Genomic DNA, 13,997 nt, shown 5'->3' on the forward strand with positions numbered 1-13,997 from the left:
ACATAAAAAAAGCTAGACCTGAGGTCCAGCTTTTTTTATGTTATAGCAGCTTCTATTTATACTAGTTTTGCTAGTGCTTCTTTCATTCGACGAAGGGCTTCAATTAGGCTTTCGTCAGATGCTGCATAAGATAATCTGATGTAATTGTCGTTACCGAAAGAATCTCCACCTACAGTTGCAATATGGCCTTCATTTAAAAGGTATAATGCTAAGTCTGCTGATCCCTTGATTACGTTTCCATTTAAATCTTTCTTTCCAAAGAAAGAGCTGATTTGCGGGAAGAAGTAAAAAGCACCTTCTGGAAGGTTTGTTTTTACGCCAGGAATTTCATTGAGTAAGTTGTATACCAGTTCACGACGGCGTAAGAATGCTTCTTTCATGACTTTAACACTCTCTAGTCCGTCATTGTAAGCAGCAATACCAGCGCGCTGTGCAATAGAGCAGGTACCTGAGGTTGTTTGTCCTTGCAGCTTATCGTTTGCTGCTGCGATTTCTTTACTTGCAGCAATATAACCTAAGCGCCAGCCTGTCATCGCATACGCTTTTGAGAAACCGTTAACAACGATTACGCGGTCTTTGATGCTAGGGAACTGTGCAATAGATTCATGCTTGTCAATAAAATTGATATGCTCATAGATCTCATCCGAAAGGATAAAGATATTTGGATACTTTTCAAATACTTTTGCCAAGGCTTCCAATTCTGCTTTACTGTAAACCGAACCTGTAGGGTTACATGGTGAAGAGAACATGAAGAGTTTAGTCTTCGGCGTAATTGCCGCCTCTAACTGCGCTGGCGTAATTTTGAAATCAGAATCGATGTCTGTGTTGATGAAAACCGATTTTCCTTCTGCTAAAACAACCATTTCTGAGTAGGATACCCAGTATGGCGTAGGGATGATTACTTCATCACCCGGGTTTATAAGCGTTAGGATAACATTGGAAAGCGATTGTTTCGCGCCAGTAGACACTACGATCTGCGAAGGATCATAGTCTAAACCGTTTTCATTTTTGAGCTTGTTAACGATTGCTTGACGCAATTCTGGGTATCCCGGTACCGGCGAATAGCGCGTGAAGTTGTCGTCTAAGGCCTGCTTTGCTGCGTTCTTTACATTGTCAGGTGTATTGAAGTCTGGCTCACCAACACTTAAGCTGATGACATTAACGCCTTTAGCGGCTAATTCGCGACCTAATTTGGTCATTTTTAAAGTTGCGGATTCGGACAAATTGTTGATCCGATCAGATAAATACGGTGTCGTGCTCATGATGGTACAAACTTATAGAAATTTGCTTTTATAAACAATAATATTCATGGCTATATTTCATATGGTTTATCGGTATTTTAGGAGAAATGTTGTTCCTTCTCTATGAATTCCCTGTATGCTTTGTGGAAAATTGATTTTTATGGCACTTCTGTTGTTAAAATGTTAATTTGCCGCTTCGCGCTGTGTCTTTCAATTGTTACAGCTTATTTTGCACGAGTGCATGATGGAAGTTTTACATTTGGCTCTACTTTGAGATATGAAAAAATTTAAGATTGATACCTTTATAATAGCGTTGCTTTGTTGCATTGTATTAGCTTATTTCTTTCCACAGCTTTACGAATGGCGAGCAGGAAAGGGGCTGGAGATGATTACAACTATAGGCGTTTCGCTTATTTTCTTCTTTTATGGTTTAAAACTCAGTTTTAAGCAGATTAAGGATGGCTTGAGTAATTGGAAGCTTCATGTGTTGGTTCAGTTTTCGACATTTCTGTTGTTCCCTTTGGTATTGCTACCCTTTTATCCCTTTATTAAAACATCCATTCAACACGATTTTTGGCTATCATTTTTCTTTTTAGCTGCGCTGCCATCCACGGTCTCATCCTCTGTGGTAATGGTTTCCATTGCACGCGGAAATATGGCAGCCGCTATTTTTAATGCCAGTATCTCAGGCTTGATCGGTGTGGTTGTTACCCCTTTATGGATGGAGTTGTTTATGGACTTTGGAGACGTGGATATCTTAGGGCACGTATACTGGGGGCTGACGAAAGAAATAATTATTCCGGTGTTATTGGGGCAGTTTTTGCAACCTTATCTTGGGAAATGGGCGTCGGCATATAGCAAGCAATTGAGTCGGTTTGACAAGTCTGTTATTCTGCTTATTGTCTATGCCAGTTTTGCCGAATCTTTTGTAAGTGGTGTATTTGATTCCATCGGACGAACGTATCTGGTCTGGGTATTTGTAGGGGTGGTTGTACTTTTCTGCCTCGTGTATGGATTAATTTATGCTTTGAGCAGGTATGTGTTAAAATTTTCACGGGAAGATCAGATTACGGCACTGTTTTGTGGTTCCAAGAAATCTTTGACCCATGGTTCTGTATTTGGAAAGTTTCTATTTGTTCATACCGCTGGTGCTGGTTTATACTTTTTACCTTTGATGATTTTTCACGCTTTTCAAATTTTTGTAGTGACAATCATTGCCCAGCGCTATCATAATAAGGGGTAATAATCAGGGTGTGACAGGCAGCGAAAAATGCTGGAAAGAAGCCGACAAAACATATGTTTTTTTGATGAAAGAGGAAGGTTTCCCGGTAATCTAAAAAAGAAAGGTTTCCAAACGGGGAGAATGGAAACCTTTACTAACCAATTATAAACCTAAATTATGATACCACAAAGATAGTGTATTTTAAACACTAAGTCCAAATTTATTTTACTTTTTTTTTCGGAAAGCTTCAAATACGGAAATTAGTTGTAATTAATGACGAAAATCACCTTTATAAAGATCATTTTGTACACCTCTTGCAATTAATTAATTGTATTTTCGCAAACAAAACGTAATTAAAGCCAAATGCTATATGATTGAATCTTTTGATGTTTTTATAAAACAATTCAAAGCAGGGTTAGTGGAATTGTTTCACAACACATCTGATATTAATGAACTTAGTTTGGAGCGCGGTCTTCCTAAAGAGATCTGGGAAGGCATTATGGCATTCAATCCGTTGTCGGTAGCCGTACCGGAAGAATTTGCCGGCCGGGGAGTTAAAGTAAAGGAATGTCTCGGATTATTATCTGCGGCATCTTATGAATCTCTTCCGCTTTCACTAACTTTTGGAATCAATATAGCACTCTTTTTGGAGCCTCTAGCGAAATACGGCCATGCCGATATCAAAGGAGATATCTTTAAGCGTTTTATCGAGAATCAAGCGATGGGCGGATTAATGATCACTGAGCCAGATTATGGGAGTGATGCATTAAGCATGCGTACCCAACATACCTTTACCGATGATAACTATCAGCTCAAAGGGCAAAAACACTGGCAAGGACTTACTGGGATGGCCGATTTTTGGATTGTAGCTGCTCGTAAGGCCATGGATAATGGTGAATTAGCGCGTGATATCGATTTTTTTGTAACGGACAATAGTCGTTCTGAACAACATATTCCAGTAGAGAAGTATTTCAACAACCTAGGACTTTACATGATTCCTTACGGTTTAAATACTATTGACCTCACTGTTCCAGCCAATCAAAAACTACAACAAACAAGTACAGGCATCAAGATGATGCTGGATATTTTGCACCGTAGCCGTTTGCAGTTCCCAGGTATGGGAATGGGATTCTTACAACGTATGCTGGACGAAGCAATCGGACACTGTACCAATCGTAAGGTGGGCGGACAACCGTTGTTAGCGTTAGATTCGGTACAATATCAAATTTCGCGTATTCAATCGTCGTTTACGCTGTGCTCGGGGATGTGTGCACATAGTTCGGGCATGAGTTCGATAGCGCATGACGTTTCTGGAAATGGGGTAGAGGCAAATAGTATGAAAGCCTTGGTAACAGACTTGATGCAGGAAGCCGCACATATCTGTGTGCAACTATCGGGTTCAAGTGGTTACAAATTGGATCATATTGCTGGCCGAGGTATCGTAGATTCCAGACCGTTCCAGATCTTTGAAGGTTCCAACGAAATGTTGTACAGTCAGATTGCAGAAGCAATCGTTAAACAAATGAAGAAAAGTAAAGAGCTTCATTTTGGACGTTTCCTTACTAGCCTTGATACAACAGCGCGCGTGGCGCCTCGTTTTAAAGCGTTGTTAGATTTTTCTATAAGCGATAATTTGGCACAGCGACAAACGGTGGTATTGGGTAAAGTGATTGCGCGTTTAGTTTGTTTGCAATACGTAGACGAGTTAGTGGAAAAAGGATTCCGTCAGGATCTATACGAAAACACGACGAAACATATTAAAATGGATATCCAGGAACTGTTAGCAACGTTCTTGAACCCTAATGATGCGACACCTATTGTGGAATACCAAGAGGGTGGTGATTGGTTGTCGTTTGTGTAAATAATACTGCTTGTCCGGAGAGATATATTATATCTTGCCAGCTAAAGACGAATAAAAAAAGGAGACCTATGAGAGTCTCCTTTTTTTTGCTGTGGTCTAAGATAGGTTAGAATGTATATCCTACAGAAAGAGCTATTGACTTGTTTTTTGCACCCAACTCCTTGCTGATCTTGTTTAGACCATGATTATAGCGCAAATCAATTCCAAAACGATTAATATCTAACCCAACATTCGCCAAAGCATCGTAACTAAAAGACTTGTAGTTTGCTGTGCTTGTTGCCTTTGCTTTGTTCAATTGATAATTTAACTGCGGTCCAACAGAAGCCCGTATTCCCATCTTTTCAGATTCATAAAATTTATACCCCGCTTGTATTGGAAGGTGGAGCTGATAAAAATTTGGGTTGTGTTTTTTACCCTCAAAATTATAGGTTGTCGAAGTAAAGGAAAGCGTCAACTCCGGTTGTACAAAAAATCGATCTGTAGTGCGAGCGAATATACCTACCTGTGCGCCAAATTCAGATTTTTTATCACTTACACTCTTATTTGAATAGCTAGGCATCGTGTAAACGCTTCCTGCTTTTACGCCAAAGTCCACTTCTTGTGCACGTGCTACTTGGTTTACTAATAAACCCATTACCATAACGAGCATTCCTTGCTTAATCTGGTTTTTCATTTTCATGTTCTTTTTTATTAATTGTTATTTAATGATGAGACAATCTTTGCGGGCTATACCCTTGCTTTCATTTATTTTTATTTCCATCGACGATGTGTCCAAAGCCACCACGTTGGATTTCGTCGGATACTATTCTCAAGTTTTCGGGTATATTGTGTGGTGATAAATCCTGGGGCAGTCAATTGTGCGCTATCGCAAATTGGCTCTAAACGAATTTTCCAACCATAGTTTCCAACCGGTACAAGTTCAAGGTACAGCACAGAAGCGTTGGTTTTTCGGGCCAATTGCTCCGCTCCGGTAAACATCTGCGTAGGCTGCGACAGAAAATCGATGGAGAGACCATTTTCTTTTCCTGGAAATTGATCCGCGATAAAAAGAGTAATGCTGCTTTCGTGTTCCTCCCGGAGTAATATGCGCAATGCTTGTGATGCCGTCAAAAGCCGGATACCATGTATGCTACGGAACTTCGTGAAAAGTTTATCCCAGAATTTGCTTCTCAGGGGCTTGTACAGAGCTTGTACGGGTATGCTCGTATGCTTTGGTAGTTTATTTAAGACTTCCCAATTACCATAATGTCCTGTCAAAAGAATAATACGCTTCCTTTTTGTCTCGAGCATGGATAACATGTGCTGTTCCGCCTTGGGAACGTGTAGCTGCTGCATCGATGGAACGACTGTTTCAATTAAGATCCGCGCCGCATTTTTATAAAAATGCAGGTGGTGCTGTTTCACCTCGCTATAGGAAGCCGATGGTAGGGCACGTGATAAATTCTGTAGGGACACGGCATATCGATACCGACATATGTGACGAAGGATAAAACCTACGGTGCTGTATATATGCTCCATCGTGATCAATCAGCTGTTTCGTGTATACTGTTTATCAAGTTGTACAGCATATATCCAGTGAAACCAATAAAGAGAGTCACAAGGATTACCGTACTATATATTATACTTTCCATAAGCGTGCTTTTTATACCTTTGACAACGAACTTGGTATATACCCTCGGTAGAAGTTGATTTTTTTTGATCGACAAGCAGCGATACGTAAGCGTTTTTTTTCAAATATTGTTAAGGGTATAGCTTATGTAAGTTGTCTTATCTTTAAAGCGAGCCGAAAACAGGCTTGTTGGGAAGTACTATTTAATACGATATGTCAACGGAAAAGGAAAAAAAATTTGAGGAAGTCTTCCGGGCACACTTTAAAGAGTTGCATGCTTATGTGTATCGCATTCTGGAGGATAGTGCACTTTCAGAAGAGGTTGTTCAGCAAGTGTTTCTACGGTTATGGGAGAAAGACTGGGAGTCGGATATTCACACCTCACTGCGTGCGTATCTCTACAAGTCGGTATACCATGAAAGCTTAAACATCGTGAAGCGTAATCGGGTAAAGCAGCGATACACAGATCATCAAGTACACCATGGTATCCAAACCGTGTATGCAGATCAGAGTGATGCGGAGCTGAAAAAATTACTGCATAGCGCTTTGGATTCGCTGCCTGAGAAAAGTAGAGTGGTGTTTGAGATGAGCAGATTTCAAGAACTGAAATACCAGGAAATTGCGGTTTCATTGAATTTATCGTTAAAAACCGTCGAAGGACATATGACCAAAGCGTTGCGGCATTTACGGATACATTTGGTCGATTATTTAACAGTTTTATTGTTAACCTTAATTTCAGGATTATGAACAAGGAATGGATTACAAAATATATTGTGGGGGAGATGAATGCTGCAGAACGAGCAACGATGGAAGCATGGATTGAAGCGGATCCCGTACATAAAGAAGAATATATCGCGATGAAAAAGGTATGGGAGCTCAGTGCACAAAAAGGAGATGCGCCTGAGATTGATATTGATCGGGCTTGGAACACCTTTACGCAGCTTCGCACGGAAAGGGCTCAGTCAAAGGACGAAGTTGTCGTCAAGATAAGGACGAGTAGGTCTCCATTTCGTTGGATCGGAGCAGCAGCCGCAATACTTTTGATTTTAGGCTTATCTTATTGGGGATTAAATGATAAGCTATCTCAGGAGACAGATCTACGTACATTAACGCAAACATTGCGTGCGCCATTGCCTGATGGAAGTATGGTGAGTCTAAACAAAGATACAGAGTTACATTACCATAAAAGTTGGTTTGGAAAAAAACGTGCGGTAAGCTTAGTGGAGGGGGAGGCTTTCTTTGAGGTCAAAAAAGATAAGGCACATCCTTTTGTGATCGAAGCGGGGCAGCATCGGATTACGGTTGTTGGCACGAGTTTCCATGTACGAAGGACGCCGGGTGAAACGGAAGTTATCGTCGCGACAGGCAAGGTGCGTGTGAATTATGGCGATCAAGAAGTCTTTTTACTACCTGAACAGCGTATCGTGATCGCTGATACAAGCAAGCAAACGGTAAAAGTGGATTCAGTGAAGGATAATCTATATCGTTATTACGTACATCAGGTGTTTGAGTTTGACAACACGCCGTTATCGCGGGTATTCGAGGCCTTAGGTAAAGCCTATGAGAAAGAATTTGTCTTGGAAAATCCAGCGCATCGAAAGTTGTTGTACTCTGCTAAGTTCGAACAACAGGGCTTAAGCGAGATGATTGATGTGATTCTGAAGACCTTTGATCTGAAGATGAAAAAAAGAGGAAACAAGTATTATATTAATTAAGCTGGGATGTTCAAAAGTCAGTTTATTAGCAGTTTGAAAATTATTTTATATATCGTGCGCAAGTCTAAATTATTTATAGCGTTAATCTGTTTTTGTTTTTTTTGCAGTGCGGCAACAGCCCAAGGAAGCTTATCTAAAAAGATTAAGGTACCGGGGTTTGAGAAAACGATGCTCCGAACCATCTTTAACCACTTGGAGAGAACAGAATCTTTTTACTTTTCATACAACAGTAATTTGTTGGATACCGAGAAAATAGTAGATACAAAACCTTTTGATGGCCTTTTGATTGACTATTTGGAGAAATTATTAGGGGAGAAGTTTAGCTTCAAGGAAACCGAATCGCATGTTATTATTACCTATGCACCACAACGGATGGATGTATCTGTAGAAGTGGAACCCACATCAAATAGAGCGATGGTGATGGGGTATGTCCGTGATATCCGAACAAAAGAGGGTATTCCGCATGCCAGTATTTACGATCGCGTTGCCTTTCAGACTTCCACGTTATCGGATAAAAACGGGTATTTCGTTTTAGACTTAAAGAAAGCGGATCATATCCTTGCAATCGGTTTAAGTAAGGAAAATTATAGGGACACCTCCATTATGCTGTTGTTGCCAATTGATGCGGTAAAGAATTTGAAGGGCCGTAAGTTAGGCTATTATGCACGACAGGATAGCAGCCGAACCGTTTATGATAGCTATTTTGGTCATTTTTTTACGAGCTCCGCGCAACGGTTGCAGAGTTTGAATTTGGGTGGTGTTTTTGCCTATAGCCCTTTTCAAATGTCGCTGACACCGGGACTTAGCACGCATGGCTTTTTCAATTCACAAATTGTGAACACCTTTTCATTGAATTTAATTGGTGGTGCCACGGCTGGGGTCGATGGTACAGAGTTGGCAGGCGGCTTTAATGTGAACCAATATGATATGCGTGGTGCTCAATTTGCGGGTGTCATCAATGTGGTTGGGGGGAATGTGAAAGGATTTCAGCTGGCTGGCGGTGGCAATGTGGTGATGAATGATGTGGAAGGCGTACAAATAGGGGGAGTATGGAATTTAGCCGATACCGTTCATCACGGTATCCAGCTCTCAGGTGGTTTTAACGGCGCAAAAACATCCTATGGAAGCCAAATAGCTGGTGTTCATAATTTAAGCCGAAATGAGGTGGCCGTGCAGATTACTGGAGGAGTGAACATAGCCAAGGTGGTTAAAGGTGTTCAGCTTGCTGGGGTTCTCAATGTGAGTCGTAAAGAGGTGGTAAGTCAGCTTGCGGGTGGTATCAACATAGCAAAGAAAGTAAAAGGTGTACAGCTTGCAGGCGTATTGAATATCGCAGATAGTAGCGACTACCCGATTGCCTTATTGAGTTTAGTGAAAAATGGAACAAAGCAGTTGTCGGTTCATATTGATGACAGCAAGCTGGTGGCACTAAATTTCCGTTCTGGGGGACGTGTCCTGTACAGCGTACTTGGTTTTGGTTTATATGTAGATGATCCGATAATGAAGTATGCGGCGGAATTTGGGTTGGGCGCACGCCTTGTACATACATCGAAATTTTCTTTTTCGACCGAACTTGTACAACGAACAAATTTTGCGGATAACTTTCGTACGACTGATAATAATCGTGTTTCCCTACGTTTTATGCCAGCGATGTACCTGAGCAAGCATTTACAGGTTTTTGCGGCTCCTTCCTTTAACTACGCCCAAGCGCTGGAGCAAGAAAGTGGGGCGGGTACTGCATGGCGTTTCTGGGGGGCAAGCCGTACTAGAAATAGCTTCCACGGAGGAGGAACGGTCGGGATAAATTATGTGTTTAATTAGGGTTAGGGAGTTGAGGTGGTGCAAAGGCAAGTTTCTACAGATCGCCATAATTCCTCAGGCGACATTTGGTGGTTAAGAAAGCTAGAAGCGTTGCTAATGCAGGCAATATAGTAAAGTGTGAACTATCTTCTCCAGATAAAATTTAAAAAGACTACCACATCCCCGCAAGAAGCGGGGCTACGTGGTAGTCTTTTTTTGTATTTTACTTTCCAAACATGCCAGCTAAAGAATCCAAAATGCCGCCTTTATCCTGTTGGCTTTTGTTTTGATTGAAAAAGTCGCCCGCCAGGTTGCCAATCATATCGGTAATACCGTTAGATTGTGTCGCCGCTTGTGTGTTGCCTCCGCCGCCAAAAATATTGCCGATTAGATCTCCAATACCACCTCCTGTGGAAGCTTGTTGCGCACCGCCACCGCCTAATACCGAGCCGATGAGGTCGCCAATGCCACCCCCACTGTTGGCACTTTGTTTTTGTTGGCCGAGATATCCCATAACCATGGGCGCTAAACTAGCGAGTACTCCACCTACTTGTGCACTGCTCAAGCCTAGCTTATCTGCAAAATTTTGTGTTACAGATTCTGTGTTTTTGCCAAACATATGGTTGACAATCTTTCCGCCATCATCGTTGTTGTTGCTGCCAAAAACGTCACTTATCTTATCCAGAATACCGCTACTGCTGTGTTGGTCAAGCGCTTTGTCGATATTTTCTGCTTGTCCTTTGTTTTTGGAGTTGTAGTTCAACGCAGCAATCATCAGCGGAACGGCGGCTGCAACGATCCACTTTGCTTTCGTCTCGCTAACACCCAACGTACTGGAAATGGCTGATATCGCTTTCGAACCGATACCACCTGTAATTAAATCTGTAATACCCATGATTTTTATTTGTTAAGTAACAATATGTATTTTTTTATGCCTATTCTTGTTCTTATAAACTTACAGAAAAAAAAAATGTTTTATGAAGTACCTAGGATTTGTTGTATCGTTGTGTTTTTTAGCTGTTTTAAGTGGTTGTCAACAGCAACGAAATACAGCAACAGAGAATGAAGCGAAAGTAGATAAGCTGACATTGGATTCCGAAATGGCAGCCCTGATTTTCGCACTCCCTACACATTGTTTAACGATTGAATACCCGAATAAAATGGGACAGGTCTTGGGGAGCGTTCAAGATCTAAAAGGGCCTAAGGCACTGCGTCCGATTTTTTATGGATGTTTTGATTGGCACTCTTCCGTGCACGGTTACTGGTCCATTGTGCACTTGTTACGCCTTCATCCCGATTTAGATTCCGACGGCAAAATCCGACAGATATTGAACGCTCATATCACGAAGGAAAATCTCGCGGTGGAGCTTGCTTTTTTTCAAGATAAAAATAATTTGAGCTTCGAGCGGACCTACGGCTGGGCCTGGTTGTTCAAGTTGCAGCAAGAGCTGTTGGCATGGGAAGATAAGGATGCACAGAAGTGGGCATCCGTATTACAACCTTTGGTCGATTTGCTTTCGGAACGGACACAAGTTTATTTAACAAAATTAGTTTACCCGATTCGAACAGGGCAACACGATAATACAGCTTTTAGTCTTGCTTTGATGTTTGATTATGCCAAACAAGTTGGAGATCATAACCTATTGAATGCTATAAAGACCAATACTACACGTTTTTTTGAAAAGGATAAAAACTGTGATTTAGCGTACGAACCGAGTGGATATGATTTTCTGTCACCGTGTTTGGAGGAAGCCTATCTCATGAGTAAGGTGTTACCACATGATGAGTATAAAGTGTGGCTTTTGAATTTTATGCCAGGTTTGTTTGAAAAGGAAGTAAAGTTATTGCAGCCTGCTATTGTGAGCGATCGTACGGATGGAAAATTGGTTCACTTGGATGGGTTGAACTTTAGTCGTGCCCATTGCCTGTACGGTATTGCACAAGTGCTTCCGGAACTTCATGATGTTTTGGTGCAGCTCGGGAATAATCACATTGAATTTTCTTTGAAAAATATCAGCAACGACGACTATATGGGAAGCCACTGGTTAGGATCATTTGCCTTGTTGGCGCTGTCTAACCAGTAGCTATATGTAAAGGGGGAGATTTGCTTGCTTTAACAGACTGGAATGAGGCTATTGTTTTCTAGCTTTACTTTCACAATCTGGATTACGGTAAAACCGTCCTCTTTGGAAATAATAGGGGATAGGTCGATTCCCTTCTGGGCAAGTGCTTTAAGCACTGCATTCCGGAAGGTAGAGCGTGAGCTTCCCCAAACCTTGTTTTCAACAATGTCATTGTTGATGGTGATCAACTCATTCACCGTATAGTGGTGGAACTGCTCTTGTAGATGGCTGGATAGTTGATTTGTTGTTGACATACAATTTAAAATTAAAAACGTTTAACCATAAATTGTATTCAGAAAATCAAGGGTTTAAAACAATCGTGAAGACACGTTTATTTTGGCGTGATACCCGTATTATTTTACCACCGCGGTGCCTACACTCGGTTGGTATTGCTTATGCAATTCTGAATACTCTACAAATATAGTAGAGTATTTTTTTATTTCCAAATATTTTTTTAAATAACGTATATTTAGTAACAACGCTCCACTCCCTACCAACTACGCTCTACCAACTACTTCCTACCAACTACGCTCTACGAACTACTCCCTACCAACTCAATCTCCCTTGTAATAGCTATTTGATTCAAGAAATAGGCATCGTGCGAAACGACCAATAATGTTCCTTGATACTGTTGAATAGCTGCGGTTAGAATTTCGATATTTTGGATATCTAAGTTATTGGTAGGTTCGTCTAATACGAGAAGCTCTGGTGCATTATTACTTATTGTTAAACAACATAGAGCAAGGCGCATTCGTTCTCCGCCGCTTAATGCAGCAACCGATTTGTTCCAGCTTTCTTTGTTAAATAAAAAGCGATCCAACCTAATCTTTATATCGTGTTCTTGGAGTGCTCCGTCATTAAAATCCTCGGCCTGTTCGTATACGCTAAGTGCATCATTCAAAAGGGAGTAGTCCTGATCAATATAAACGGTTTCAATCGCGGTACGGAAAATCGATCCCGTCGCGGGCGTTAACGCACCTAACAAGAGCCGGATGAAGGTCGTTTTTCCGGAGCCGTTCTTTCCTTTTAACGCAATGCGCTCGCCACTTGTAATTTTTAAATTTAATTTATCCGACCAAACCGCTTGGGCTTCGTATTGATGATTTACATGCGTGAGTTCGAATAACACCTTACCTTGATGAAGGCTTGTTCTTTCGAAACCAAACTTCATCTTGTCGATATCGGCACGCTGCATGCGCAACGATGATAGTTCTTCACCGATATTATTCGTTTTATTGCTGTGGACTTGCTTGGATTTAGCACTGCTATTTTCGGCGTTATTGCGGAGCGTATTCATCATAATACGCGCAACGCCGGCTTTTTCTTGCTTCTTTTTACCACGTGCATCCAGCTTCTGCTGACGCTCGGCTACGGCACGTTCTTTTTCTTTGGCCTTCCGAAGGTCTTTTTCCATTGCCTGGATGTGGTCGCCCAGCGCGTTGCGCTCCGCATCTTTCTGCTCCGCGTAGAAATCATAATTCCCGCCGTAAGTCTTTATGCCCTCTTTACTAAGTTCATACATCGTGTCAAGTAAATTGAGCAAGGTACGATCGTGGCTCACAATAAGTAAAGTTGCTGCAGTTTGTTCGATGTATGCATAAAGCAATTGCCGGCCCTGATTATCCAAATGATTACTGGGCTCATCCATGATGATAAACTTCGCTTGGTGGATGTGTATACCGGCTAAAAAAACACGGCTCTTTTGTCCACCACTAAGTGTCGCCATCTTGTCATTCAGGTTTACTCCCTTCAAATCCCAACGGGTAAAGGCATCGTGACAGCGTTCTTCGAGGCTCCAATCATCATCGAGCATCAACATATGCTCTTCCGAGGCATTTCCCGCCAAGATTTCATAAAAAGCATGCAATTTATGGGCTACTTGAAGCGCCTCAGCCACTGTTTTGTCTTGGTATTGATCAAGTATTTGAGGGATGTAATAGGGGGACTCTACCGATCTTATTTGACCCGTATTGGGAGTGTGAAGACCTGCAATAAGTTTAAGCAGTGTAGATTTTCCTGCACCATTATTCCCGATAAGCGCAGCTTTAGCACCTTGACGAAGGCTAAAATTTAAATGTGTAAACAGGACTTCTTTATCCTGATGTATATAGGAAATATTGTCGATAATAAGCATGATTTCTTTCGTTGTAGAAGTTAACAATAGGCAGTTCATCCATTAAGGATAATGCTGAGTATGTTCGGTGGAAAGAAATATTTATTACATGCAGTAAGTGATTTGTTGCTTACAAAGGTAGCAATTAAAAAGTTAAAATTGAAAAAAAAGTAATCCCGGTGATGGCTGGCTTCTTCATAACGTCTTTAAAAGTCCAAGCGACAAGCCTACCTGTAGTAGGTTTATCGCTTAGCATATCATATTACTTACTTTAACCTTTAGGAGTTTGATTTGCAAGATCATCTGTGGTAGG

General features: G+C 41.3%; 12 protein-coding genes and 1 riboswitch. Of the genes, 6 read left to right on the forward strand and 6 right to left on the reverse strand.

From position 1 onward, the window contains the following. Positions 1 to 56: 56 nt before the first annotated feature. Positions 57 to 1,262 carry a pyridoxal phosphate-dependent aminotransferase gene (locus tag B9Y69_RS01835; RefSeq protein WP_200811728.1) on the reverse strand — a complete coding sequence of 402 codons (1,206 nt, stop codon included), beginning with the start codon at positions 1,260 to 1,262 and terminating at the stop codon, positions 57 to 59. Positions 1,263 to 1,518: 256 nt separating this feature from the next. Here B9Y69_RS01835 and B9Y69_RS01840 point away from each other — a divergent pair, with 256 nt between their 5' ends. Both B9Y69_RS01840 and B9Y69_RS01845 read left to right on the forward strand, forming a co-directional pair. Then, the gene (locus B9Y69_RS01840) at positions 1,519 to 2,484 is read left to right on the forward strand and encodes a bile acid:sodium symporter family protein (RefSeq protein WP_085471298.1); all 966 of its coding nucleotides are present in this window, start codon (positions 1,519 to 1,521) and stop codon (positions 2,482 to 2,484) included. A 349-nt stretch (positions 2,485 to 2,833) separates the two neighbouring features. Beyond that, positions 2,834 to 4,324: an acyl-CoA dehydrogenase family protein gene (locus B9Y69_RS01845; RefSeq protein WP_085471299.1), complete on the forward strand. Its 1,491-nt coding sequence runs from the start codon at positions 2,834 to 2,836 to the stop codon at positions 4,322 to 4,324. Between the two features lie 106 nt (positions 4,325 to 4,430). Here B9Y69_RS01845 and B9Y69_RS01850 read toward each other — a convergent pair whose 3' ends face one another. Together B9Y69_RS01850 and B9Y69_RS01855 are read right to left on the reverse strand one after the other, a co-directional pair. Continuing rightward, a complete protein-coding gene (locus B9Y69_RS01850) occupies positions 4,431 to 4,997 on the reverse strand; it encodes a porin family protein (RefSeq protein WP_159451787.1) in 567 nt (188 codons plus the stop codon). 77 nt (positions 4,998 to 5,074) lie between these two features. Further along, the gene (locus tag B9Y69_RS01855; protein ID WP_085471301.1) at positions 5,075 to 5,842 is read right to left on the reverse strand and encodes a lysophospholipid acyltransferase family protein; all 768 of its coding nucleotides are present in this window, start codon (positions 5,840 to 5,842) and stop codon (positions 5,075 to 5,077) included. A 304-nt stretch (positions 5,843 to 6,146) separates the two neighbouring features. Between B9Y69_RS01855 and B9Y69_RS01860 the strand changes: the two genes are divergently transcribed. The 3 genes from B9Y69_RS01860 to B9Y69_RS01870 all read left to right on the forward strand — a co-directional run bounded on the left by B9Y69_RS01860 (position 6,147) and on the right by B9Y69_RS01870 (position 9,469). After that, positions 6,147 to 6,680, forward strand: a complete 534-nt coding sequence (locus tag B9Y69_RS01860) for an RNA polymerase sigma-70 factor (protein WP_085471302.1) — start codon at positions 6,147 to 6,149, stop codon at positions 6,678 to 6,680. After that, complete coding sequence (locus B9Y69_RS01865; RefSeq protein ID WP_085471303.1) at positions 6,677 to 7,648, forward strand: FecR family protein; 972 nt, start codon at positions 6,677 to 6,679, stop codon at positions 7,646 to 7,648. The genes B9Y69_RS01860 and B9Y69_RS01865 overlap by 4 nt, the downstream gene beginning before the upstream one ends. A gap of 192 nt (positions 7,649 to 7,840) precedes the next feature. Beyond that, positions 7,841 to 9,469, forward strand: coding sequence for a hypothetical protein (locus tag B9Y69_RS01870; RefSeq protein WP_159451788.1), 1,629 nt, complete (start codon positions 7,841 to 7,843; stop codon positions 9,467 to 9,469). A 202-nt stretch (positions 9,470 to 9,671) separates the two neighbouring features. On the opposite strand, the gene B9Y69_RS01875 is transcribed toward B9Y69_RS01870, so the two are convergent. Beyond that, complete coding sequence (locus B9Y69_RS01875; protein ID WP_085471305.1) at positions 9,672 to 10,343, reverse strand: DUF937 domain-containing protein; 672 nt, start codon at positions 10,341 to 10,343, stop codon at positions 9,672 to 9,674. Between the two features lie 82 nt (positions 10,344 to 10,425). Here B9Y69_RS01875 and B9Y69_RS01880 point away from each other — a divergent pair, with 82 nt between their 5' ends. Then, on the forward strand, positions 10,426 to 11,532 hold the full coding sequence (locus tag B9Y69_RS01880; protein ID WP_085471306.1) for a DUF2891 domain-containing protein: 1,107 nt from the start codon (positions 10,426 to 10,428) through the stop codon (positions 11,530 to 11,532). Positions 11,533 to 11,561: 29 nt separating this feature from the next. On the opposite strand, the gene B9Y69_RS01885 is transcribed toward B9Y69_RS01880, so the two are convergent. Together B9Y69_RS01885 and abc-f are read right to left on the reverse strand one after the other, a co-directional pair. Further along, positions 11,562 to 11,825: a hypothetical protein gene (locus B9Y69_RS01885; protein WP_085471307.1), complete on the reverse strand. Its 264-nt coding sequence runs from the start codon at positions 11,823 to 11,825 to the stop codon at positions 11,562 to 11,564. Between the two features lie 67 nt (positions 11,826 to 11,892). Beyond that, positions 11,893 to 11,987: riboswitch (SAM-I-IV-variant riboswitch) on the reverse strand. Between the two features lie 116 nt (positions 11,988 to 12,103). Further along, positions 12,104 to 13,744, reverse strand: coding sequence for a ribosomal protection-like ABC-F family protein (abc-f, locus tag B9Y69_RS01890; RefSeq protein ID WP_234991051.1), 1,641 nt, complete (start codon positions 13,742 to 13,744; stop codon positions 12,104 to 12,106). Positions 13,745 to 13,997: the final 253 nt, after the last annotated feature.

Source organism: Sphingobacterium psychroaquaticum (assembly GCF_900177625.1).
In the GTDB taxonomy this organism is placed as follows: Bacteria; Bacteroidota; Bacteroidia; order Sphingobacteriales; family Sphingobacteriaceae; genus Sphingobacterium; species Sphingobacterium psychroaquaticum.

Coding starts and splice junctions, on each gene's coding strand:
- B9Y69_RS01840 (WP_085471298.1), top strand. CDS start 1,519: ATGAAAAAATTTAAGATTGATACCTTTATAATAGCGTTGCTTTGTTGC.
- B9Y69_RS01850 (WP_159451787.1), bottom strand. CDS start 4,997: ATGAAAAACCAGATTAAGCAAGGAATGCTCGTTATGGTAATGGGTTTA.
- B9Y69_RS01875 (WP_085471305.1), bottom strand. CDS start 10,343: ATGGGTATTACAGATTTAATTACAGGTGGTATCGGTTCGAAAGCGATA.
- B9Y69_RS01860 (WP_085471302.1), top strand. CDS start 6,147: ATGTCAACGGAAAAGGAAAAAAAATTTGAGGAAGTCTTCCGGGCACAC.
- abc-f (WP_234991051.1), bottom strand. CDS start 13,744: ATGAACTGCCTATTGTTAACTTCTACAACGAAAGAAATCATGCTTATT.
- B9Y69_RS01865 (WP_085471303.1), top strand. CDS start 6,677: ATGAACAAGGAATGGATTACAAAATATATTGTGGGGGAGATGAATGCT.
- B9Y69_RS01835 (WP_200811728.1), bottom strand. CDS start 1,262: ATGAGCACGACACCGTATTTATCTGATCGGATCAACAATTTGTCCGAA.
- B9Y69_RS01885 (WP_085471307.1), bottom strand. CDS start 11,825: ATGTCAACAACAAATCAACTATCCAGCCATCTACAAGAGCAGTTCCAC.
- B9Y69_RS01855 (WP_085471301.1), bottom strand. CDS start 5,842: ATGGAGCATATATACAGCACCGTAGGTTTTATCCTTCGTCACATATGT.
- B9Y69_RS01845 (WP_085471299.1), top strand. CDS start 2,834: ATGATTGAATCTTTTGATGTTTTTATAAAACAATTCAAAGCAGGGTTA.
- B9Y69_RS01880 (WP_085471306.1), top strand. CDS start 10,426: ATGAAGTACCTAGGATTTGTTGTATCGTTGTGTTTTTTAGCTGTTTTA.